This is a genomic window from Klebsiella sp. P1927, from assembly GCF_018204675.1.
GTDB lineage: Bacteria > Pseudomonadota > Gammaproteobacteria > Enterobacterales > Enterobacteriaceae > Klebsiella > Klebsiella pneumoniae.
On the sequence record NZ_CP073377.1, the window covers coordinates 4567471 to 4588655 of the forward strand.

Genomic DNA, 21185 nt, shown 5'->3' on the forward strand with positions numbered 1-21185 from the left:
CCTTAGTATTCCACCAGCCCCATATAGCGGCGGGTATCCAATGGATGCTGGCGAATGTCGGCAAGCGCAGAACGATATTCACACATGATGCTGTAAAACAGTACCGGGTTGAAAAACTCCACGACTGACGGAGGAAGAACCCCGATGCCCAGTTCTTTAGCATCAACGACTTCCACTTTTTCTGCATACTTGGTGAGGAAGGCCAAAGCTCGCTCATCCATCGCCCGCGTACGGCCTTCGTTCATCAATAAAATAAACGGCGTCTCTTTATTCGTAACTTCAAAAGGTCCGTGGAAGTACTCACCGGAGTGAATAGGTGCGGCATGTAGCCATTGCATTTCCATTAGTGAGCAGATAGCAAAACCATAAGCATGGCCATAAGAAGCTCCGCTGGAGAGGATATAGAAGAGCTTTTCATCTTGATATTTTTGGGCAAAACGCTGGCAGCGATCCGCAACCTGCTGACGGCCATGAGCAATGACGCCATTAATTTGGGTCATTCCCTGTTGGAAATCAGCGTAATTATTGAAACCTTCCACCTGCTGCAACGTATCAACGCACAGGTTGAGGATAATCGCCATCGGATTATCGACCACATTGGTATCGTTACCCCAGGCATAGAGAATGTTGTGACTGGCGTATTCGATCAACTGTGCCTGAGCGTTGTGAGTCAGCGTAATAGTATGCGCTTGATGCTGTTGAGCAAGCTTAGCCGCAGCGACGGATTCCGGCGTGTTGCCCCCGTGCGAACAGACGATAACCAGCGAATTCTCCCCTAACGTTTTCGGCGTCGCGTAGACAAACTCATTGGCGGTATACATGCCGACATGAAGCTTCGTCGCCTCGCTATCCAGGAAGTACTTAGCCGGATACATATCCACTAATGACCCGCCGCAGGCAACAAGGAACACTTGGCGGATTCCGCCTTTGTCTTCTATCTCTTTAGCAACGGCATTAATTATTTCTTTAGTATTCATACAGTAAGAACTCCAGATCTCATTATTGATTGTTCAAATTAGCGGAAACAACATTAATACGTTATATAACGTATTAATGAGATCGCCATCAAAATTTGCACAATGCGCTCGGTATGAGCGTTTGGCTGAAGCAGCAAATGAGAGGGAATAAGAAGTAAAAAAGCGGGAATAGCCAGGAAAAACAAAGAATAGCAATTGTCACAATATGACAATTGCTAGCTCTGGGTAAAAAAGCTCGTCAACTAAACCATCAGCATCTTCACCACCGCTTTGCGCACCTTCGCCGGGGCGCCAACGGCGCACAGCGGTTTATGCACTTCGCCGGGATAAAACACCACAAAGTCCCCTTCGTTGAGGATCACCGTTTTCTCCTGCTGGCCTTCGGCAAGAAAAGCGATGTCTTTCTCCGCCAGCCAGTCGGTCTGCGGCTCTCCTGGCGGCAAGGTGCTGAAGGTCATCCCCTCGCTGCCGCGGAGCACAATCTGGATATCGAGATAGCGAGCATGGTATTCCGCGCGGCGCGCGGCCTGCGGCTCGGTGGTGTCTTCAGAAATCAGATAAAACAGGTTGTCGCCGTCGATAGCGTGTTTACCCAGCGGCGTCGCCTCGCTGACCTGAGCGATAACGTGTTCGATAGCCTCGCGCAGCGCGGCAGGCAGCCATGGCTGCAGATGGTGGATATTGCCAATAATCATTGCTTACCTCAAATATAAAACAGCATTTCATTTTATCGTGTTATACCCCCATCGCGGCTGCCATACCAGTACAGTTTCACGCTTCTTTGCGCTGGCGCACTTTTCGACAGGCAAACGATTACCTGTTTGTGAATGAATCGCTTGATCGTCATAACGGTCTGCGTATAATGCCAGTCGTTTTGCCGGGAGGAAGCATGGCCAATTGCGTACGACATTCTGTCTTAGCGCGTCTCAATGCAGACGCTGGCCTGCCGTTTTTCTTTCCGTTGCTCATTGGATTCCCGAAGCCCCTTATTTAAGGGGCTTTTTTTTTGCCCAGGCGTCAGGAGATAAGCATGGCTAACCCGCTATATCAAAAACATATCATTTCCATAAACGATCTCAGCCGCGAAGACCTCGAACTGGTGCTGGCGACGGCGGCAAAGCTGAAAGCCAATCCACAACCCGAGCTGCTGAAGCATAAGGTTATCGCCAGCTGTTTCTTTGAAGCCTCGACCCGCACCCGCCTCTCTTTTGAAACCTCGATGCACCGCCTGGGCGCCAGCGTGGTCGGCTTTTCCGACAGCGCCAACACCTCACTGGGCAAAAAAGGGGAAACGCTGGCGGATACCATCTCCGTCATCAGCACCTACGTCGACGCCATCGTGATGCGTCATCCGCAGGAGGGCGCCGCGCGCCTGGCGACCGAATTCTCCGGCGGCGTGCCGGTACTGAACGCCGGCGACGGCGCTAACCAGCACCCGACCCAAACCCTGCTCGACCTGTTCACCATTCAGGAGACCCAGGGCCGCCTCGAAAACCTCAACGTGGCGATGGTCGGCGATCTGAAGTATGGCCGTACCGTCCACTCCCTGACCCAGGCGCTGGCCAAATTCAACGGCAACCGCTTCTACTTCATCGCCCCGGACGCGCTGGCCATGCCGCAGTACATCCTCGATATGCTCGATGAAAAAGGCATCGCCTGGAGCCTGCATAGCGCCATCGACGACGTGATGGCGGAAGTGGATATTCTGTACATGACCCGCGTGCAGAAAGAGCGTCTGGATCCGTCGGAATACGCCAACGTCAAAGCGCAGTTCGTCCTGCGCGCCGCCGACCTCGAAGGGGCGCGCGCCAACATGAAAGTGCTGCACCCGCTGCCGCGCATTGATGAAATCACCACCGATGTCGATAAAACACCGCACGCCTGGTACTTCCAGCAGGCCGGTAACGGCATCTTCGCCCGCCAGGCGTTACTGGCACTGGTACTGAATAGCGAGCTGGCACTGTAAGGGGGAATGAGAGATGACACACGACAATAAACTGCAGGTAGAAGCGATCAAACGCGGCACCGTGATTGACCATATCCCGGCGCAGGTCGGCTTTAAGCTGCTCACCCTGTTCAAACTGACCGAAACCGACCAGCGCATCACCATCGGCCTGAACCTGCCCTCCGGCGAAATGGGCCGCAAGGATTTGATTAAAATCGAGAACACCTTCCTGACCGACGAGCAGGTTAACCAGCTGTCGCTGTACGCCCCGCAGGCGACGGTAAACCGCATTGATGATTACGAAGTGGTGGGCAAATCCCGCCCGAGCCTGCCGGATCGTATCGACAGCGTGCTGGTCTGTCCGAACAGCAACTGTATCAGCCACGCCGAACCGGTTTCTTCCAGTTTTGCAGTGAAAAAACGCGCTGATGACATCGCACTCAAATGCAAATACTGCGAAAAAGAGTTTTCTCATTATGTGGTGCTGGCCAACTAAATGCGGTTGGTATTGGTGGTAGGCCTCCCTATAATGGCTACCACCCTACGCTTCGTCCTTCAGGCGGCGTCTGCGCCGGCGATACAGCGCTTACCGCCTGGCGGCAACCTGAATGATTTTGCGTAACATTACTCAGTTCATCTGGAGATAACATGAGCAAAACTATTGCGACGGAAAATGCACCAGCGGCGATTGGCCCCTACGTTCAGGGCGTTGACCTCGGCAGCATGATCATCACCTCTGGCCAGATCCCGGTCGACCCGAAAACCGGCAGCGTCCCGGAAGACGTGTCCGCGCAGGCGCGCCAGTCGCTGAACAACGTGAAAGCGATCGTTGAAGCCGCTGGCCTCACCGTCGGCGATATCGTCAAGACCACCGTATTCGTCAAAGATCTCAACGATTTCGCTACCGTTAACGCCACCTACGAAGCGTTCTTCACCGAGCATAACGCCACCTTCCCGGCGCGCTCCTGCGTTGAAGTCGCACGTCTGCCGAAAGACGTGAAGATCGAGATCGAAGCCATCGCCGTGCGTCGCTGATCGCTCTCGTCGGCATGAAAAAAGGCAGCCAGTGGCTGCCTTTTTTACGTGGGTCATCCGAAAACGCGTCCCTCACTGCCAGCCGTAGCGGCGGCTGTAGAAGCCCTTCACGGCCTGGGTCAGCACCATATAGCCCGCCAGGATCGCCACCAGCCATGGGAAGTAGCTCAGCGGCAGGGCCTGCAGCTGCAGGTAGCTAGCCAGCGGCGAGAACGGCAGCGCGATACCCACCGCCATCACCACCAGGGTCATGGCGAACAGCGGCCAGGCGGCCCGGCTCTGAACGAACGGAATGCGCCGGGTGCGGATCATGTGCACAATCAGCGTTTGCGACAGCAGCCCTTCGATAAACCAGCCGGACTGGAACAGGGTCTGCATCTCCACGGTATTGGCGTGGAACACCCACCACATCAGGCCGAAGGTGAGGATATCGAAAATCGAGCTGATCGGTCCAAAGAAGACCATAAAGCGCCCGAGATCGGCCGGGTTCCAGCGCTGCGGCTTGCGGATCTGCTCATCATCGACGTTATCAAACGGGATCGCCACCTGGGAGACATCGTACAGCAGGTTCTGAATCAACAGGTGCAGCGGCAGCATCGGCAGAAACGGCAGGAAGGCGCTGGCCACCAGCACGCTGAAAACGTTGCCGAAGTTGGAGCTGGCGGTCATTTTGATGTACTTGAGCATGTTGGCGAAGGTGCGGCGGCCTTCGATTACCCCCTCCTCCAGTACCATCAGGCTCTTCTCCAGCAGAATGATATCCGCCGCCTCGCGGGCGATATCCACCGCGCCGTCGACCGAGATGCCGATATCCGCCGCGCGCAGCGCCGGGGCGTCGTTGATGCCGTCGCCCATAAAGCCCACCACGTGACCTTCACGCTTGAGCAGCGTCACGATACGCTCTTTATGCAGCGGCGCCAGGCGGGCGAACAGCGTGGTGCGTTTGGCCAGCGCCGCCAGTTCGTCGTCGCTCATGGCTTCGATCTGGCTGCCAATCACCACTTCGCCAGCATCCAGTCCCACTTCATGGCACACCTTCGCCGCCACCAGCTCGCTGTCGCCGGTGAGGATCTTCACCGTGATGCCGCTGGCCTTCAGCGCCTTCAGCGCCGGGGCGGTGGTCTCTTTCGGCGGATCGAGGAAGGCGATGTAACCTTCAAGGATCAGGTCCGACTCATCGGCGCGCTGGTAGTCGCCTTCGCGGGCCGGCAGGTATTTAGTCGCCACCGCCACCACCCGCAGCCCCTGCCGGTTGAGGGTATCGGTCACCCGGCGAATGCGGCGCAGCATGGTGTCGTCCAGCGGTACGATATCGCCGTTGTAGCGCACCTGGGTCGAGACGTTGAGGATCTCCTGCAGCGCCCCTTTGCAGATCAGCTGATGCGCGGCGTCATCCTCCTTCACCACCACCGACATGCGGCGGCGTTCGAAGTCGAAGGGTATCTCATCCACCTTCTGCCAGCGTTCCGCCAGCCCGCGGGCGGCATCCAGCTCAACGCCCTCCAGCACCGCGGTGTCGAGCAGGTTTTTCAGGCCGGTCTGGTAGTGGCTGTTAAGCCAGGCGGCATGCAGTACCCGCTCGCAGACCTTGCCGGAGACGTCGGTATGGTTCTCCAGCACAATCTTATCCTGGGTCAGGGTGCCGGTTTTATCAGTGCAGAGGATGTCCATCGCGCCGAAATTCTGAATGGCGTCGAGGTGCTTCACGATGACCTTTTGCTTCGACAGCTTCACCGCCCCGCGCGCCAGCGTCGAAGTGACGATCATCGGCAGCATCTCCGGCGTCAAGCCGACCGCCACCGACAGCGCGAATAGCGCCGCCTCCCACCAGTCGCCTTTGGTGTAGCCATTGATCAGCAGCACCACCGGGGCCATCACCAGCATAAAGCGGATCAGCAGCATGCTGACCCGGCTGATGCCTTTCTGAAAGGCGTTCGGCTCGCTCTCCTGTTCACTGACGCGGCCGGCCAGCTGGCCAAACCAGGTGCGGCCGCCGGTGGCGAAGACGATGGCCTGCGCCGAGCCGCTCACCACGTTGGTGCCCATAAAGCACAGGGTGTCGCACTCCAGCGGGTTTTGCTGCAGCGGATCGCGGCTGCGGGCCACTTTCTCCACCGGCAGCGATTCGCCGGTCAGCGAGGCCTGGGCGACGAATAAATCCCGTGCCTGCAGGATACGCAGGTCCGCCGGGATCATATCCCCCGCCGACAACCGGATAATGTCGCCCGGCACCAGCTGGTCGATAGGCAGCTCCAGCCAGCGGCTCTCCCCCTGCTCGTTCACCACCCGCAGCACGGTGGCGGTGTTGCTCACCATCGCCTTCAGCGCATCCGCCGCTTTGGTCGAGCGCGCCTCCTGGATGAAATTGAGCAATGTCGAGATCCCCACCATCAGGGCGATAACCCCGGCGGCGAACAGATCCTCGGTGGAATAGGAGACGATGCCGAGCACGGTCAGCAGCAGGTTGAGCGGGTTGCGATAGCAGGTCCACAGATGCACCCACCACGGGGAGGGCTTCTGCGCCGGGATCTGGTTGTCACCATGTTTGAGGATTTTCGCCGCCACTTCGCCTTCATTGAGCCCTTCAGGGTGGCTGTCAAAGGCGCGCCAGATCTCCTGGTCGTCCATCGCCGCCACGTTCAGGCAATGCTGACCAAGCGATTCAGGAATGGGGCCACTCGCCAGATGGCGGGCGTCCGGCAGCGGATCGCGCTGGACTAAACGACGTGGCAGATGGCGGCTAAGCTGCGCGAACAGCTGCCGGGTATAATTTTTCAGCATAAACAGTCCCTCCGCGCTCGCCAAAGCGAACGCAGCGTTGCCGACGGGCGTAGCAAAACCTACCTGTCAGGCATGTTATTTTTATGGCAGGGACATCAAGGACGTCACTGCTTTACGCTTTCCGGTAAAGCAGTGTTAAACAGGCTTACCGGAAAGAAAGGTTGCTCCATCGAGGATGAGGAGTGGGATCGGGGTCCATAACTATCTCCGGTAAGTGAATATAAACGGCGCGAATTATAGCGCCCTCGCTGAGGATTGTGTGGCAATAATGGCGATGATAAACCCGCGCAACTAAACCGAACGTAAACCAGACTTTGCTCATTGCGGTTTGGTTGAGTAGCATTAGGCTCACTTCTACCATCCCTGACGAGAATTCCGCATGCAGAACCGGCTGACCATCAAAGATATCGCGCGCTTAAGCGGCGTAGGGAAATCGACGGTATCCCGCGTCCTTAACAACGAGAGCGGGGTCAGCGAACGGACCCGCGAGCGCGTCGAAGCGGTGATGCAGCAGCACGGTTTCTCGCCCTCCCGTTCCGCCCGCGCCATGCGCGGCCAGAGCGATAAAGTGGTGGCGATTATCGTCACCCGTCTCGATTCGCTGTCGGAAAACCTTGCCGTGCAGACCATGCTGCCCGCCTTTTATGAGCAGGGTTACGATCCGATTATGATGGAGAGCCAGTTCTCCCCGGCGTTGGTGGAGGAGCATCTCGGCATGCTCGCCCGGCGCAATATTGACGGCGTGGTGCTGTTCGGTTTTACCGGCATCGACGAAGCGATGCTCGCCCCCTGGCGCGACACCCTGGTGCTGATGGCCCGCGACGCTCCCGGCTTCGCCTCGGTGTGCTATGACGACGAGGGGGCCATCACGCTGCTGATGCAGCGGCTCTACGATCGCGGACACCGCCACATCAGTTTTCTTGGCGTACCGCACAGCGACGTCACCACCGGCGAACGCCGCCATCTGGCCTACCTCGCCTTCTGTAAAAAGCATCGTCTGACGCCCACCGCCGCCCTGCCGGGGCTGGGCATGAAGCAGGGATATGACACCGTCGCCAGCGTGCTGATGGCTGAAACCAGCGCCCTGGTCTGCGCGACGGATACCCTCGCCCTCGGCGCCAGCAAGTACCTCCAGCAGCAGGGTCGCGATGCGCTGCAGCTCGCCAGCGTCGGCAGCACGCCGCTGATGAAGTTTCTCCACCCGGAAATCTTGACCGTCGATCCGGGCTATGCCGAGTCCGGACGCCGGGCCGCCCGGCAGTTGATCGAGCAGATCGCCGGCAGCGTCGATCCCCGCCAGATCGTGATTCCCGCCGCCCTCAATTAATCTCGCTCGGGCGATTTATGTGATCGTCGCCGGGTTTCGGGAACGTTCCCATTTTGCAAATTAAGCGGAACGGTTAGGATGCCCTCAAGGTAAAAACGGCATCTCTCCCCTCTGTTTTTGAGGCTTCATCATGAGCAAAGTAAACCAGCAGGACATCGATAAACTGATCGAACTGGTGGGCGGGCGCGGTAACATCGCCACCGTCAGCCACTGTATTACCCGTTTGCGCTTTGTGCTGAACGACCCGGCCATCGCCAGACCAAAAGAAATTGAGCAGCTGCGCATGGTGAAGGGATGCTTCACTAACGCCGGCCAGTTCCAGGTGGTCATCGGCACCGAGGTGGGCGATTACTACAAGGCCCTGCTGGCGACCACCGGCCAGACCTCCGCCGACAAAGAGCAGGTCAAGCAGGCCGCGCGGCAAAATATGAAGTGGCATGAACAGTTAATCTCGCACTTCGCCGAGATCTTCTTTCCCCTGCTGCCGGCCCTGATCAGCGGCGGTCTGATCCTCGGTTTCCGCAACGTTATCGGCGACCTGCCCATGAGCAATGGCCAGACGCTGGCCCAGATGCACCCGTCGCTGAAAACCATCTATGACTTCCTGTGGCTGATTGGCGAGGCGATCTTCTTCTATCTGCCGGTGGGGATCTGCTGGTCAGCGGTGAAGAAGATGGGCGGCACGCCGATCCTCGGGATCGTCCTTGGCGTCACCCTCGTCTCCCCGCAGCTGATGAACGCCTATCTCCTCGGCCAGCAGGTGCCGGAGGTGTGGAACTTCGGCCTGTTTACCATTGCCAAAGTCGGCTACCAGGCGCAGGTGATCCCGGCCCTGCTGGCTGGCCTGGCCTTAGGCTTTATCGAGACGCGCCTCAAGCGCATCGTGCCTGACTACCTCTACCTGGTGATTGTCCCGGTCTGCTCGCTGATCCTCGCGGTGTTCCTTGCCCATGCGGTTATCGGTCCGTTCGGCCGCCTGATCGGCGACGGCGTGGCCTTCGCGGTACGCCATCTGTTAACCGGCAGCTTCGCGCCGATCGGCGCCGCGCTGTTCGGCTTCCTCTACGCGCCGCTGGTGATTACCGGTGTCCACCAGACCACCCTCGCTATCGATATGCAGATGATCCAGAGCATGGGCGGTACCCCGGTGTGGCCGCTGATTGCGCTGTCGAATATTGCCCAGGCGTCGGCGGTGGTCGGCATCATCATCGCCAGCCGCAAGCAGAATGAACGTGAAATCTCGGTACCGGCGGCGATCTCCGCCTATCTCGGGGTCACCGAGCCAGCGATGTACGGTATCAACCTGAAATACCGCTTCCCGATGCTGTGCGCAATGATTGGCTCTGGCCTCGCCGGCCTGCTGTGCGGCCTGAACGGCGTGCTGGCGAACGGCATCGGCGTCGGCGGCCTGCCGGGGATCCTCTCCATCCAGCCTACCTACTGGCAGGTGTACGCCATGGCGATGGCTATCGCGGTGGTGGTGCCGATTATCCTCACCAGCGTGGTGTATCAGCGCAAGTACCGTCAGGGCACCTTGCAGATTGTCTAACTTCTTCTTTCGGGGCGCCTTTGGCGCCCCTCGTTGCAGCAGGAAAGTACTATGAATCATCTCCCCCACTGGTGGCAAAACGGCGTTATTTATCAAATCTATCCGAAGAGTTTTCAGGATACCACCGGCAGCGGTACCGGCGACCTGCGCGGCGTCACCGCCCGCCTCGACTATCTGCAAAAGCTTGGGGTCGACGCCATCTGGCTGACGCCGTTCTACGTCTCACCGCAGGTGGATAACGGCTACGACGTGGCGAACTACACCGCCATCGATCCCTCCTACGGCACAATGGCCGACTTTGACGCCCTGGTGGCGGAGGCGAAGGCTCGCGGCATCCGTATCGTGCTGGATATGGTGCTGAACCACACGTCGACCGAACATGAATGGTTCCGTCAGTCGCTGAATAAGGAGAGTCCCTACCGCCAGTTCTATATCTGGCGCGATGGCGAACCGGACGCCCTGCCGAACAACTGGCGCTCCAAATTTGGCGGTAACGCCTGGCAGTGGCACGCCGACAGCGGGCAGTATTATCTGCACCTGTTCGCCATTGAGCAGGCGGATCTCAACTGGGAGAATCCGGCGGTGCGCGCCGAGCTGAAAAAGGTCTGCGAATTCTGGGCTGACCGCGGCGTCGACGGTCTGCGCCTCGACGTGGTCAACCTGATCTCAAAAGACCAGACCTTTCCCTGCGATCTGGACGGGGATGGCCGCCGCTTCTATACCGACGGCCCGCGGGTGCATGAGTTCCTGCAGGAGATGAGCCGCGATGTCTTCACCCCGCGTAACCTGATGACCGTCGGCGAGATGTCCTCCACCTCGCTGGAGCACTGCCAGCAGTACGCCGCGCTGGACGGCCGCGAGCTGTCGATGACCTTTAACTTCCACCACTTAAAGGTCGATTATCCCGGCGGAGAGAAATGGACCCTCGCCCGCCCGGACTATGTGGCGCTGAAGGCGCTGTTCCGCCACTGGCAGCGGGGAATGCACAATCGGGCGTGGAACGCGCTGTTCTGGTGTAACCACGATCAGCCGCGCATCGTGTCGCGCTTTGGCGACGAAGGCGAGTACCGGGTGACGGCGGCGAAGATGCTGGCGATGGTGCTGCACGGCATGCAGGGCACGCCCTATATCTACCAGGGCGAAGAGATCGGCATGACCAATCCGCACTTCAGCAGCATCAGCGATTACCGTGACGTCGAAAGCCACAATATGTTTATCGAACGTGCGGCGCAGGGGCAAAGCCCGGACGAACTGCTGGCGATCCTCGCCAGCAAGTCGCGCGACAACAGCCGCACGCCGATGCCGTGGCACGCCGGCGAGAACGGTGGCTTCAGCGACGGTGAGCCGTGGATCGGCCTTGGCGATAATTACCAGGAGATCAACGTCGAGGCGGCGCTGGCGGACCCCGATTCGGTGTTTTATACCTATCAGCAGCTGATTACGCTGCGTAAAACCCTGCCGCTACTGACCTGGGGTGATTACGAGGATCTGCTGCCGGAGCATCCGTCGCTGTGGTGCTATCGTCGTCAGTGGCAGGGGCAAACGCTGGTAGTCGCCGCTAACCTGAGCCGCGAGCTGCAGGCCTGGCAGCCCGCTGAGGCCCCGGGCGAGTGGAAGATGATCATCAGCAACTATGCCGAGACCACCCCGCGCCCGACCGGGCTGACGCTGCGGCCGTTCGAAGCGATATGGTGGCTGCAGGGATAACGCTTTTCCCCGGTGGCGCAACGCTCACCGGGGCTACGATTCGTCAGGCTGGAAGTTATGCGCGGTCGGCATCAGCAATCGCAGCGCTCGCTTGTGGTTGCGCCGAGGCGTGCTCTTCTTTTGCCTTTAGCCGATCCCAGGCGCGGAAGAACGGATAGTAGACCACCAGCGAAATCGCTAAATTCACCACCTGCAGCACCGTGCCGGAGATATGCCCTCCGGTCGCCAGATAGCCGCTGATGAAGATCGGCGTGGTGAACGGCAGCGCGATTCCGGCGGGCGGCGCCACCAGCCCGGTCGCCATCGCGGTATAGGACACGATCACCAGCAGCACCGGCGTTAAAATAAACGGCAGGAAAAAGTACGGGTTCATCACCAGCGGGATGCCAAACACCATCGGCTCGCTGATGTTAAACAATGCCCCGGGCGCGGCAATTTTCCCCAGCTGCTTCATCTGCTGGCTACGGCTACGCAGCAACATAAAAATCACCAGCCCCAGCAGCGCGCCGGTACCCCCGGGGGCAATCCACAGATCGTAAAACTGCTGAGTAATGATATGCGGGATCGGCTGACCGTTCTGGAAGGCCGTCAGGTTCTCGGACATATTCGACAGCCATACCGGCTGGATAAACACCAGTACGATCGCGTCGCCGTGCAGGCCCAGGGTCCACAAAATACCAATCAAAATGACTGAAATAATCATGCCCGGCAGCGTACCGCCGACGTGGTGCATCGGAATACCAATCAGGGTGGCGATCATACTGTTGATATCGCCGAACGGCGAGGCCTCGACCGCCAGGCGCAGCGCCAGCACCACCGCCAGCACGCAGAAGCCGGGGATCAGGGCAAGGAATGATTTCGCCACTGCCGGCGGCACGCCGTCCGGCATGCGGATAACGAGATTGCGGCTGGCGACCAAACGATAAATCTCCGTCGACAGCAGCGAAATGACAATGGCGACAAACAGCCCCTGGCTGCCGACCATGCTCACCGGGATCACCCCTTTAATCACCTCCGCCGCGCCGTGTACCGGCGTAAACAGCGTGTTCTGCGGGATCGTCATCATGAAGGCCACCAGCGACATCGCCCCAGCGCTCAGCGGATCGAGAGTGCGATACTTCTCCGCCAGCCGGTAGGCGATGCCGAAGCTGGAAATCAGCGCCATAATGTCGTAGGTCGCTTTCACCGGGTACAGCATTTTATCGCGCCAGACCTCGCCAAACAGGCCGCTCATCATGTCGGCATAGCCGGGGATCGGCAGGTAGGCGAAAATCAGGAAGAATGAGCCAATCAACATAAACGGCATATTGAGAATGATGCCGTCGCGCACCGACAGGACGTGCTTTTGCCCGGCGATTCTCAGCGCCACCGGCATGACGTAACGTTCAATCCAGCTTGTATTCGACATGGTGTGCTCCCGAGGGGAAATAGCGGTCAGTTAAATTGCGTCAGCCATTGACGGTTGATGGTTAATACTTCATCCAGCAGCGCCTGGGCATCGGTGACGTTACCGACCAGCGGGTTGGCCACCAGCGCCAGCAGTGCGCTTTCGCGACAGCCGTGTACCGCGGCTTCAATCGTCAACCGCTCGAAGGCTTTCACCTGCTGGGTCAGGCCGTTCATCGCCGGCGGCAGCGGGCCGAACGCCAGCGGCCGCGCCCCTTGCGCATCAATAATGCTGTTGGTTTCCACCACCGCATCATCATCCAGGCCATGAATCGCGCCGTTGTTGCGGGTATTCACCACCATCTCCGCGCCCAGGTTGTTGTAGATCGCGTTGATAAGCTCGACGGCCACCTCCGAGTAGTAGGCGCCGCCGCGAAAGCTCAGTTGCTCCGGTTTTTCTTCCAGCTGCGGGTCGGCGTACAGCGCAAACAGCTCCTGCTCGACTTTCATCACCTGTTCGGCGCGGGTGCCCTTGGTTTTCGCCGCGGCGATCTCTTCCGCCAGCATCGCCGGCGTCAGCCAAAAATAGCGATGATAGGGGCACGGAATCGCCTTCAGCGCGCGCAGGAATTCCGCCGGCCACGGCAGCTCTTTAATGTTGTTCATCGACAGCGCCTTACCGTCGCACAGCATGTCGATCACCTTGCCGGTGACATCCTCGCGCCCCTGTAGCACCTTATGCACCCAAACCATATGGTTGAGCCCGGCAAAGCGCAGTTTTACTTCGGACTCCTGGGCGCCCAGCATCCCGACGATCATGTGCTGCATGTTGATCGGCACGTTGCACAGGCCGATGATCTTCGCCGTGCTGTAGCGGCTGACCGCCTCGGTGACGATCCCCGCCGGATTAGTAAAGTTGAGAATGAACGCTTCCGGCGCCAGCTGTTCCACTTTGCGCGCCACCTCAAGGATCACCGGGATCGTCCGCAGCGCCTTGGCAAAACCGCCGACGCCGGTGGTCTCCTGGCCCAGCAGGTGGTACTTGAGACCCAGCCGCTCATCGGCGGCGCGCGCCGCCAGCTGTCCGACCCGCAGTTGGGTCAGCACAAAGCTGGCGCCGCGGATGGCCTCATCGAGCGTAAAGTGGACGCTGACCGCCACCTGCTCCAGCCCTTTATGTTTCAGCATCCGCCGGGTCAGCGCGGCGATGATCTCCACCTTTTCCCGGCCGGATTCGACATCTACCAGCGCCAGCTCTGTGACCGGAAGCTGCTCGTAACGAACGATAATCCCTTCAATAAGCTCCGGCGTGTAGCTGCTGCCGCCGCCGATAACGGCAATTTTCAGTGCTTGCATAGTGTCCTCTTTTCGGATTTTCGGCATACAGAGCGCCGCGCGCGATCGCCAGGACCGCACGTGATGATGATGAAAAACGGGATGAGAAAATTAGTGTTCGAGCAGGGCTAGCGCTTTATCCAACACCGCAGCGCCGCGCATCATGCCGTAGTCAGCCATATCGATCACCGCCACCGCCTTGCCCTGCGGCGCGGCCAGCGCGGTTAGCCGTCCGGCTTCATATTTAACCTGCGGCCCGAGCAGGATGACGTCGGCGTGTGGCAATTCGCGTTCAAATTCCGCCACCGCCACCGCATAGATTTCCAGCGCCAGCGCACGCTGCTGGGCTTCTGCTTTCATTTTGTTCACCAGCATGCTGGTCGACATGCCTGCGGCACAACAGAGTACGATTCGTGGCATTGCGCTTCCCCTTTACGTGTTATCGCTTCAGCCCTCAGGGCCTGGACGACTATATTGTTAATATTGTGTGATAGTGAAGGCTATATGAAAATAATTTTCACCGATGTGATCGAGGCTCAATTTTTGCGCATTTTTATCGCCAGGGTGTCACCCTTTACTGCTCTGACCATAGGAAATATGCGGCGTGAGTGCTATAAAGAGAGACAGTCGATAATTGAAAAATATTTTCAAATGCGGGTTTTGCCAAAGGGAACATGAGGATGGATATCGTAGGTCAGCTGCAGGAAGGAATGCGCCGCTTTAGTGCCCAGGAGTCGCGCGTCGCCACCTTTATTCTACAAAATCTAAGCTTTACCGCCAGCGCCTCTATTGACGAGCTGGCAGCCAGCGCGGGGGTCAGCCCTGCCACCATTACCCGCTTCGCCCGCTCGGTGGGCTGCGATGATATTCGTGATCTGCGTAAACAGCTGGCGCAGGCCAGCGAACGGCGCGCCAGCTGGCTTACGCCGGACAGCGCCGCCCTGCCCGTCGCCTGGCGCGACAAACTTAGCAGCCTTGGCGTTACCCTAACTCGTCAGCTCGGCCATACCGCGGAAGCGGCGGTGGAAAAGTGTAAATCGCGCCTGCTGAGCGCCCGTGCGGTACACTGCTTCGCCCTTGGCGCCCAGGACGTGACGCTGGCCGCGCTGCTCCAGCATCAGCTACTGCCCTCCGGAATCGCGATTAATCTCTGTCAGGATGCGGCGCTGATGCGGCTGACCGCCAGCACCCTCAATGACGATCATCTGCTGCTGGTGCTGGCCACTGCCGAGGCCAACCCTGTGTTGCAAAGCGCCACCTTGCAGGCGCGCACGCAGGGAGTGACCATTATTGCTCTGACGCCGGAACAGCACGCCCTTGGCGATATGGCCAGCGCCATCCTGCCGCTGCCCGCTGACCCGCAGCAGGCTCGCTATGCCCTGCTACTGCTGGTCGATCTGCTTAACGATACGTTGATTGCCTGAATATTTGCCCGTTTCATGCCTGAACGGGCTCGATTTTTGCTTATATTTTAAGCGCCTAAATTTACATTTATCGCCAGCGCCCATCATCCGTACTCTCACCTTTTTACCTTGTTCTGGGTCAATAAAATCGCAAACATCTTTGATGCAAATCACTACATATAGAACTTAAAATGCGCCTCGGCCCAACATGTTGTATTAATCGTCTATTATGTCACCATATCTTGTCGATGTCTGGCGGTGATGAGATGTGGATAAAACGGGCCGGATCCGAAGGTAAACAGCACGAGCCGTAGCGTGCAGCGCCTTCGGGATAACCTCCGCCTCTGTGGATAACCTGTTCTATATATGGAGTGATCATGACACCGCATGTGATGAAACGTGATGGCTGTAAAGTGCCGTTCAACTCAGAGCGCATTCAGGAAGCAATTCTGCGTGCAGCTAAAGCAGCGGGAGTCGATGACGCAGACTATTGCGCCACCGTCGCAGAAGTCGTTAGCCAACAAATGCAGGGCCGCGCCCAGGTCGACATCAACGAGATCCAGACCGCGGTGGAAAACCAGCTGATGTCCGGCCCCTATAAGCAGCTGGCGCGCGCCTACATTGAGTATCGCCATGACCGCGATAGCCAGCGTGAGAAGCGCGGCCGTCTCAATCAGGAGATCCGCGGCCTCGTCGAGCAGACCAACTCCGCGCTGCTCAACGAAAACGCCAATAAAGACAGTAAAGTCATCCCGACCCAGCGCGACCTGCTGGCCGGGATCGTCGCCAAGCACTACGCCCGGCAGCACCTGCTGCCCCACGATGTGGTGATGGCCCACGAGCGCGGCATGATCCACTATCATGACCTCGATTACTCGCCCTTCTTCCCGATGTTCAACTGCATGCTGATCGACCTGAAAGGCATGCTGACCCAGGGCTTTAAGATGGGCAACGCGGAGATCGAGCCGCCGAAGTCTATCTCTACCGCCACCGCGGTGACGGCGCAGATCATCGCCCAGGTCGCCAGCCATATTTACGGCGGCACCACCATCAACCGCATCGATGAAGTGCTGGCGCCGTTCGTCAGCGAAAGCTTCAAAAAGCATCGCAAAATCGCCGAAGAGTGGCAGATCCCGGATGCCGAAGGCTATGCCCGCGCCCGTACCGAAAAAGAGTGCTACGACGCCTTCCAGTCGCTGGAGTATGAGGTTAACACACTGCATACCGCCAACGGCCAGACGCCGTTCGTCACCTTCGGGTTCGGCCTTGGCACCAGCTGGGAATCGCGGCTGATCCAGCAGTCGATTCTGCGCAACCGCATTGCCGGCCTCGGTAAAAATCGCAAAACCGCGGTGTTCCCGAAACTGGTGTTCGCGATCCGCGACGGCCTGAACCATAAGTTCGGCGACCCGAACTACGACATCAAACAGCTGGCGCTGGAGTGCGCCAGCAAGCGCATGTACCCGGATATCCTCAACTACGATCAGGTGGTGAAAGTCACCGGGTCGTTTAAAACGCCGATGGGCTGTCGCAGCTTCCTCGGGGTATGGGAAAACGAGAACGGCGAGCAGGTGCATGATGGACGCAATAACCTCGGCGTGATCAGTCTCAACCTGCCGCGCATCGCCCTGGAAGCGAAAGGCGATGAAGCCGCCTTCTGGGCGCTGCTGGACGAGCGCCTGCAGCTGGCGCGTAAAGCGCTGATGACCCGTATCGCCCGCCTGGAAGGAGTGAAGGCTCGCGTGGCGCCGATCCTGTATATGGAAGGCGCCTGCGGCGTGCGGCTGAAAGCCGACGACGACGTCTCCGAGATCTTCAAAAACGGCCGCGCGTCCATTTCTCTGGGCTATATCGGTATCCATGAAACCATCAATGCGCTGTACGGCAACCAGCATATGTACGACAGCAAGGCGCTGCGTGAGAAAGGCGTGGCCATCGTCCAGCGCCTGCGCGACGCCGTCGATTTGTGGAAGGAAGAAACCGGCTACGGCTTTAGCCTGTACAGCACGCCGAGCGAAAACCTGTGCGATCGCTTCTGCCGTCTCGACACCGCCGAGTTTGGCGTGGTGGAAGGGGTAACCGACAAAGGTTACTACACCAACAGCTTCCACCTCGACGTGGAGAAGAAGGTCAACCCGTACGATAAGATCGATTTCGAAGCGCCGTACCCGCCGCTGGCCAATGGGGGGTTCATTTGCTACGGCGAGTACCCGAATATCCAGCATAACCTCAAGGCGCTGGAAGACGTGTGGGATTACAGCTATCAGCACGTGCCGTACTACGGGACCAATACGCCGATCGATGAGTGCTACGAGTGCGGTTTTACCGGCGAGTTCGAGTGCACCAGCAAGGGCTTTACCTGCCCGAAATGCGGTAACCACGACGCCGCCCGCGTTTCCGTTACCCGCCGGGTGTGCGGTTATCTCGGCAGCCCGGACGCGCGGCCGTTCAACGCCGGCAAGCAGGAAGAAGTGAAGCGCCGCGTGAAGCACCTGGGTAATGGGCAGATTGGTTAAAGACCAATGCGCTTTTCCCGGATAGCGGCGCGCAGCGCCTTATCCGGGCTACCACTACCACTGTTGTAGCCCGGCCGAGCGCAGCGACGCCAGGAAATGGCCGCACTCCTTCGTTTTCGCAAAGCAATTAACGTCAGAGCAAGGCGGCAAACGAAGGGATCCCCAGGAGCGTACATTCAGTACGTGACTGGGGTGAGCGAGCGCAGCCAAAGCGGCTATGGCGTTAATTGAGAAGCGAAAATGAATTATCACCAGTACTACCCCGTCGACATCGTCAACGGCCCCGGCACCCGCTGCACCCTGTTTGTCTCCGGCTGCGTCCACGAGTGCCCCGGCTGCTACAACAAAAGTACCTGGCGGGTGAACTCCGGTATGCCGTTTACCGCTGAGATGGCCGACCGCATCATCGCCGACCTCAACGACACCCGCATCAAACGCCAGGGGCTTTCACTCTCCGGCGGCGATCCGCTGCATCCGCAGAACGTCGCGGATATTTTAAAGCTGGTTCAGCGCGTGCGCGCCGAATGCCCCGGCAAAGATATCTGGGTCTGGACGGGCTATAAGATTGACGAACTGAACGCCGAGCAGATGGAAGTCGTGAACCTGATTAACGTGCTGGTTGACGGTAAGTTTGTGCAGGATTTGAAAGATCCGGCGCTTATCTGGCGCGGCAGCAGCAACCAGGTCGTACATCATTTGCGATAGCGTTTAGAGCCGTTTATTCGCCTGATGATAAACGGCCGCTTTCTCTCTTTTGCCAATGGCAATAACGTAAACCACCACCACACTATCTCGTACTTGATACACCAACCGATAACCTGACGCCTTAAGCTTGATTTTGTAGCAATCCGGTAAATCGCTCAGCCTGGCCGACTCAATTCGCGGATTCTGCACAATCTGCTGGAGCTTATTTTTGAACTGTTTTTTGACCGTCTCGCCAGGCTTCTGCCATTCGCGCCAGGCTCGTGGATCAAACTCCAGTTCATAGGTCATCCAGACTCACCTTAACCCCCGGCCGTGGGTTTTCCAGCCGTTCGCGAACGGTGCGTAATAACGCCGCTTCGCCATCACTGATGGTCATACTTTTCACCGGCATGCGGCCATTTTCCGCAATGTATTGAAACAGCAGGCGTACCGCCTCCGTTGGTGTCATATCGAGTTTCTCCAGCACGGCATAAGCCTCTTTTTTGAGTTTATCGTCCAGTCGAACATTGAGCGTGGCCATTATGCCTCCGGAAAGGGGAATTTTGTAATGCAGCATAGCATTACAATTGAATTACACTCGAATCTGGAAAACGCCTCTCAAAACCGGCTGACGCACTCCATCGCCACCGTTTTAAACTCATCGAAGCTGCGGGTCGCGGCGAGGCGACTCATGGCGCGCTCGCGCAGGAAAGTCACGAAAATATCGTAGATCGCCATCGCCTCTTCATACTCGCGCTTGCTGATAGCGAGCAGGAAAATGAGATGGGCGGTTTCGTCGCCCCAGGCGATGCCCTGCGGGGCGATAACGGTATAAACCACCGTCTTTTTCGCCAGCAGCCCCAGGGAGTGCGGCAGCGCAATGCCATCCCCCAGCATGGTGCTGACGATCGCTTCACGTTCCACCACCGAAGCATGAAACTCCGCATCGACAAAGCCTTCCTCCAGCAGCTGCTGGCACAGCTCGGCGAACAGCGTTTGCTGATCCATCGGCTTATCGACCACCCGGAAGTGGGCGGCATCGAAGTATTTATTCAGCATCCACGGACGGGTACGGTCCACCAGCACCAGCTTGCCGATTTGATCCAGCTGATAGTCGGTGGGGAACGGCGCGATGGTCACTACCGGCTTGTCTTTTTCGCCGATCCGCACCGTTGAGATAACGAAATCCGCCTCGATCGCGTCCCGCTGTTCGTACTCGCGCTGGGAGATGGTAGCGGCGATCTCCAGCTGCGGATATTTACGCTGCAGGATCGCCTCGATCATCCGTACCATCGCATTGCTGGTATCGCACACCAGCAGCACCTGCGGCTGACGCTGGTAGCCGATGTTGTAGTGGCGCTCCAGCCCAACGCCGATATGCAGTACCAGAAAGCCGATTTCGTTTTCGCTGATGGTGTACGGAGTATATTTCCCCCAGCTGGAGACCGCGGCCAGGGTCATATCCCAGGCCATCGGGTAGTGCTGTTTGATGTTATCCAGCAGCGGATTGGGGATCATGATCTGGTAGCGCACCCGGGTGATCATGGTTTTAATGTGGGTCAGCAGATCGGCATGCAACTGGGCGTCGTCCAGCAGGTTATAATTATACTGGCTGTTGATGTAGCGCAGGATGTAATTGACCAGCGCTTCATCATCGTCGGCGCTGATAGTTTCCGGATCGACATCCTGCACCTGACGGGCCGCGATATGCACGCATAGCCACTCTTCTTCGGCGGGCGATAAAGGTTTCCCGGCCAGCCGCTGCAGCTCGCCCGTCAGCTCGCGCGCGGCGTCGCGGACGTTCTGCGCCACATCTTCAGCGCTGAAATCGGCCAGCGGGTAGCCTTCGCTGACGCGGCGCACCACCACCGCGCCATACAGGCAGACAAAGCGCTCGCCGGCGTCGGTGAGGCGAATATGATGCCGCGTGAGCGTCTCCTGCAGCACCGGCTCCAGCAGCGCTGGCACCTCCGCCGCAAAGGCCTCGGCGCCGATCGGCGGCGCGATATCGCCTTGCTGGGTCAGCTCCCACAGCAGGTCGGTCAGGCAGGCGCGAATTGACACCTCGCTGCCGAACAGCTTCATGCCGTGGCGCGGGCGGGTTTCAAGAGTCAGCTGATAGCGCTGGAAGCGCTCGCGCACCTCAACCATGTCATTTTGCAACGTGGCGCGGCTGACGAACCACTCATCCGCCAGATCTTCCAGCTTGATAGAGAACGCCGACGTCAGGAAACGCACCAGCAGAAACGTGATGCGATCCTGGGCGGTACGCGGCACGTGCTGCGCCTTCGGCGCGGTCTCCTCCAGCGCCTGGAAACTCGTCGGATTATCTATCTTCAGCTGATAACCGCTACCGCGGTTAAGGATAAACTGCGCGCCATATTGCGCCAGCAGCGTATTCAGGGCGGTAATATCAGCGCGCACGGTACGGGTGGAAACCGACAGGCGTTGCGCCAGCTCATCCTGCGGCAGCGTTTCATTTCGCAGCAGGGTGAAGAGTTGCGCTAAGCGTTGGTTGGGAAATCGCATGTCAGTTCCTT

22 protein-coding genes are annotated in these 21185 nt (G+C 58.4%); 12 read left to right on the forward strand and 10 right to left on the reverse strand.

Features of this window, described 5'->3' with window-relative positions; translation table 11 throughout:
- Window positions 1-2 precede the first annotated feature (2 nt).
- Both KB892_RS22830 and KB892_RS22835 read right to left on the reverse strand, forming a co-directional pair.
- Window positions 3-977 (reverse strand): SIS domain-containing protein, encoded by a 975-nt coding sequence (locus tag KB892_RS22830; RefSeq protein ID WP_002886940.1) that lies wholly within the window; start codon window positions 975-977, stop codon window positions 3-5.
- 242 nt (window positions 978-1219) lie between these two features.
- Window positions 1220-1672, reverse strand: a complete 453-nt coding sequence (locus KB892_RS22835) for a YhcH/YjgK/YiaL family protein (RefSeq protein ID WP_002886939.1) — start codon at window positions 1670-1672, stop codon at window positions 1220-1222.
- 194 nt (window positions 1673-1866) lie between these two features.
- Here KB892_RS22835 and KB892_RS22840 point away from each other — a divergent pair, with 194 nt between their 5' ends.
- The 5 genes from KB892_RS22840 to ridA all read left to right on the forward strand — a co-directional run bounded on the left by KB892_RS22840 (window position 1867) and on the right by ridA (window position 3957).
- Window positions 1867-1971, forward strand: coding sequence for a pyrBI operon leader peptide (locus KB892_RS22840; protein ID WP_002886930.1), 105 nt, complete (start codon window positions 1867-1869; stop codon window positions 1969-1971).
- Entirely contained in the window at window positions 1946-2005 is a 60-nt protein-coding gene (locus KB892_RS31455) for a pyrBI operon leader peptide (RefSeq protein WP_227650304.1), read from the forward strand. The genes KB892_RS22840 and KB892_RS31455 overlap by 26 nt, the downstream gene beginning before the upstream one ends.
- 2 nt (window positions 2006-2007) lie before the next feature.
- Window positions 2008-2943, forward strand: a complete 936-nt coding sequence (pyrB, locus tag KB892_RS22845; RefSeq protein WP_002886928.1) for an aspartate carbamoyltransferase — start codon at window positions 2008-2010, stop codon at window positions 2941-2943.
- Window positions 2944-2956: 13 nt separating this feature from the next.
- Window positions 2957-3418 carry an aspartate carbamoyltransferase regulatory subunit gene (pyrI, locus tag KB892_RS22850; RefSeq protein WP_002886927.1) on the forward strand — a complete coding sequence of 154 codons (462 nt, stop codon included), beginning with the start codon at window positions 2957-2959 and terminating at the stop codon, window positions 3416-3418.
- Between the two features lie 152 nt (window positions 3419-3570).
- Window positions 3571-3957, forward strand: coding sequence for a 2-iminobutanoate/2-iminopropanoate deaminase (gene ridA, locus KB892_RS22855; RefSeq protein WP_002886926.1), 387 nt, complete (start codon window positions 3571-3573; stop codon window positions 3955-3957).
- A gap of 72 nt (window positions 3958-4029) precedes the next feature.
- Here the strand turns inward: ridA and mgtA are convergent, their stop codons facing one another.
- Entirely contained in the window at window positions 4030-6738 is a 2709-nt protein-coding gene (gene mgtA, locus KB892_RS22860) for a magnesium-translocating P-type ATPase (RefSeq protein ID WP_062955043.1), read from the reverse strand.
- A 145-nt stretch (window positions 6739-6883) separates the two neighbouring features.
- Window positions 6884-7099 (reverse strand): mgtA regulatory leader peptide MgtL, encoded by a 216-nt coding sequence (gene mgtL / locus KB892_RS31700; protein WP_219620685.1) that lies wholly within the window; start codon window positions 7097-7099, stop codon window positions 6884-6886.
- A gap of 18 nt (window positions 7100-7117) precedes the next feature.
- On the opposite strand from mgtL, the gene treR reads away from it, so the two are divergent.
- The 3 genes from treR to treC all read left to right on the forward strand — a co-directional run bounded on the left by treR (window position 7118) and on the right by treC (window position 11321).
- Window positions 7118-8065: a trehalose operon repressor TreR gene (gene treR, locus KB892_RS22865; RefSeq protein ID WP_002886919.1), complete on the forward strand. Its 948-nt coding sequence runs from the start codon at window positions 7118-7120 to the stop codon at window positions 8063-8065.
- 130 nt (window positions 8066-8195) lie between these two features.
- A complete protein-coding gene (gene treB / locus KB892_RS22870) occupies window positions 8196-9614 on the forward strand; it encodes a PTS trehalose transporter subunit IIBC (protein ID WP_002886917.1) in 1419 nt (472 codons plus the stop codon).
- Window positions 9615-9665: 51 nt separating this feature from the next.
- Entirely contained in the window at window positions 9666-11321 is a 1656-nt protein-coding gene (gene treC / locus KB892_RS22875) for an alpha,alpha-phosphotrehalase (RefSeq protein WP_004152272.1), read from the forward strand.
- 55 nt (window positions 11322-11376) lie between these two features.
- Here treC and celB read toward each other — a convergent pair whose 3' ends face one another.
- The 3 genes from celB to KB892_RS22890 all read right to left on the reverse strand — a co-directional run bounded on the left by celB (window position 11377) and on the right by KB892_RS22890 (window position 14417).
- Window positions 11377-12729: a PTS cellobiose transporter subunit IIC gene (gene celB / locus KB892_RS22880; protein ID WP_002886913.1), complete on the reverse strand. Its 1353-nt coding sequence runs from the start codon at window positions 12727-12729 to the stop codon at window positions 11377-11379.
- A 26-nt stretch (window positions 12730-12755) separates the two neighbouring features.
- Window positions 12756-14063: a 6-phospho-beta-glucosidase gene (locus KB892_RS22885; protein WP_002886908.1), complete on the reverse strand. Its 1308-nt coding sequence runs from the start codon at window positions 14061-14063 to the stop codon at window positions 12756-12758.
- A 90-nt stretch (window positions 14064-14153) separates the two neighbouring features.
- Window positions 14154-14417, reverse strand: a complete 264-nt coding sequence (locus tag KB892_RS22890; protein WP_004152271.1) for a PTS sugar transporter subunit IIB — start codon at window positions 14415-14417, stop codon at window positions 14154-14156.
- A gap of 129 nt (window positions 14418-14546) precedes the next feature.
- Here KB892_RS22890 and KB892_RS22895 point away from each other — a divergent pair, with 129 nt between their 5' ends.
- The 4 genes from KB892_RS22895 (at window position 14547) to nrdG (ending at window position 18666) form a co-directional block, all read left to right on the forward strand.
- Window positions 14547-14720, forward strand: a complete 174-nt coding sequence (locus KB892_RS22895) for a hypothetical protein (RefSeq protein WP_002886906.1) — start codon at window positions 14547-14549, stop codon at window positions 14718-14720.
- 2 nt (window positions 14721-14722) lie between these two features.
- Window positions 14723-15466 (forward strand): MurR/RpiR family transcriptional regulator, encoded by a 744-nt coding sequence (locus tag KB892_RS22900; RefSeq protein ID WP_002886905.1) that lies wholly within the window; start codon window positions 14723-14725, stop codon window positions 15464-15466.
- Between the two features lie 356 nt (window positions 15467-15822).
- Window positions 15823-17961, forward strand: a complete 2139-nt coding sequence (gene nrdD / locus KB892_RS22905) for an anaerobic ribonucleoside-triphosphate reductase (protein ID WP_002886904.1) — start codon at window positions 15823-15825, stop codon at window positions 17959-17961.
- A gap of 240 nt (window positions 17962-18201) precedes the next feature.
- Window positions 18202-18666 (forward strand): anaerobic ribonucleoside-triphosphate reductase-activating protein, encoded by a 465-nt coding sequence (gene nrdG, locus KB892_RS22910; RefSeq protein WP_002886903.1) that lies wholly within the window; start codon window positions 18202-18204, stop codon window positions 18664-18666.
- 3 nt (window positions 18667-18669) lie between these two features.
- On the opposite strand, the gene KB892_RS22915 is transcribed toward nrdG, so the two are convergent.
- The 3 genes from KB892_RS22915 to KB892_RS22925 form a co-directional block, all read right to left on the reverse strand.
- Window positions 18670-18954 (reverse strand): type II toxin-antitoxin system RelE family toxin, encoded by a 285-nt coding sequence (locus KB892_RS22915; RefSeq protein ID WP_002886902.1) that lies wholly within the window; start codon window positions 18952-18954, stop codon window positions 18670-18672.
- A complete protein-coding gene (locus tag KB892_RS22920) occupies window positions 18944-19186 on the reverse strand; it encodes a type II toxin-antitoxin system RelB/DinJ family antitoxin (RefSeq protein WP_002886901.1) in 243 nt (80 codons plus the stop codon). The genes KB892_RS22915 and KB892_RS22920 overlap by 11 nt, the downstream gene beginning before the upstream one ends.
- Window positions 19187-19263: 77 nt before the next feature.
- Window positions 19264-21174 carry a BglG family transcription antiterminator gene (locus tag KB892_RS22925; RefSeq protein WP_004152270.1) on the reverse strand — a complete coding sequence of 637 codons (1911 nt, stop codon included), beginning with the start codon at window positions 21172-21174 and terminating at the stop codon, window positions 19264-19266.
- Window positions 21175-21185: the final 11 nt, after the last annotated feature.

What these genes read in the sequence shown, in the direction of transcription:
- KB892_RS22885 (WP_002886908.1), bottom strand. Translation starts at nt 14,063, where the DNA reads ATGCAAGCACTGAAAATTGCCGTTATCGGCGGCGGCAGCAGCTACACG.
- KB892_RS22835 (WP_002886939.1), bottom strand. Translation starts at nt 1,672, where the DNA reads ATGATTATTGGCAATATCCACCATCTGCAGCCATGGCTGCCTGCCGCG.
- mgtL (WP_219620685.1), bottom strand. Translation starts at nt 7,099, where the DNA reads ATGGTAGAAGTGAGCCTAATGCTACTCAACCAAACCGCAATGAGCAAA.
- KB892_RS22840 (WP_002886930.1), top strand. Translation starts at nt 1,867, where the DNA reads ATGGCCAATTGCGTACGACATTCTGTCTTAGCGCGTCTCAATGCAGAC.
- celB (WP_002886913.1), bottom strand. Translation starts at nt 12,729, where the DNA reads ATGTCGAATACAAGCTGGATTGAACGTTACGTCATGCCGGTGGCGCTG.
- KB892_RS22900 (WP_002886905.1), top strand. Translation starts at nt 14,723, where the DNA reads ATGGATATCGTAGGTCAGCTGCAGGAAGGAATGCGCCGCTTTAGTGCC.
- treR (WP_002886919.1), top strand. Translation starts at nt 7,118, where the DNA reads ATGCAGAACCGGCTGACCATCAAAGATATCGCGCGCTTAAGCGGCGTA.
- mgtA (WP_062955043.1), bottom strand. Translation starts at nt 6,738, where the DNA reads ATGCTGAAAAATTATACCCGGCAGCTGTTCGCGCAGCTTAGCCGCCAT.
- nrdD (WP_002886904.1), top strand. Translation starts at nt 15,823, where the DNA reads ATGACACCGCATGTGATGAAACGTGATGGCTGTAAAGTGCCGTTCAAC.
- KB892_RS22920 (WP_002886901.1), bottom strand. Translation starts at nt 19,186, where the DNA reads ATGGCCACGCTCAATGTTCGACTGGACGATAAACTCAAAAAAGAGGCT.
- treB (WP_002886917.1), top strand. Translation starts at nt 8,196, where the DNA reads ATGAGCAAAGTAAACCAGCAGGACATCGATAAACTGATCGAACTGGTG.
- KB892_RS22890 (WP_004152271.1), bottom strand. Translation starts at nt 14,417, where the DNA reads ATGCTGGTGAACAAAATGAAAGCAGAAGCCCAGCAGCGTGCGCTGGCG.
- KB892_RS22915 (WP_002886902.1), bottom strand. Translation starts at nt 18,954, where the DNA reads ATGACCTATGAACTGGAGTTTGATCCACGAGCCTGGCGCGAATGGCAG.
- treC (WP_004152272.1), top strand. Translation starts at nt 9,666, where the DNA reads ATGAATCATCTCCCCCACTGGTGGCAAAACGGCGTTATTTATCAAATC.
- pyrB (WP_002886928.1), top strand. Translation starts at nt 2,008, where the DNA reads ATGGCTAACCCGCTATATCAAAAACATATCATTTCCATAAACGATCTC.
- KB892_RS22830 (WP_002886940.1), bottom strand. Translation starts at nt 977, where the DNA reads ATGAATACTAAAGAAATAATTAATGCCGTTGCTAAAGAGATAGAAGAC.
- pyrI (WP_002886927.1), top strand. Translation starts at nt 2,957, where the DNA reads ATGACACACGACAATAAACTGCAGGTAGAAGCGATCAAACGCGGCACC.
- KB892_RS22895 (WP_002886906.1), top strand. Translation starts at nt 14,547, where the DNA reads ATGAAAATAATTTTCACCGATGTGATCGAGGCTCAATTTTTGCGCATT.
- ridA (WP_002886926.1), top strand. Translation starts at nt 3,571, where the DNA reads ATGAGCAAAACTATTGCGACGGAAAATGCACCAGCGGCGATTGGCCCC.
- KB892_RS22925 (WP_004152270.1), bottom strand. Translation starts at nt 21,174, where the DNA reads ATGCGATTTCCCAACCAACGCTTAGCGCAACTCTTCACCCTGCTGCGA.
- nrdG (WP_002886903.1), top strand. Translation starts at nt 18,202, where the DNA reads ATGAATTATCACCAGTACTACCCCGTCGACATCGTCAACGGCCCCGGC.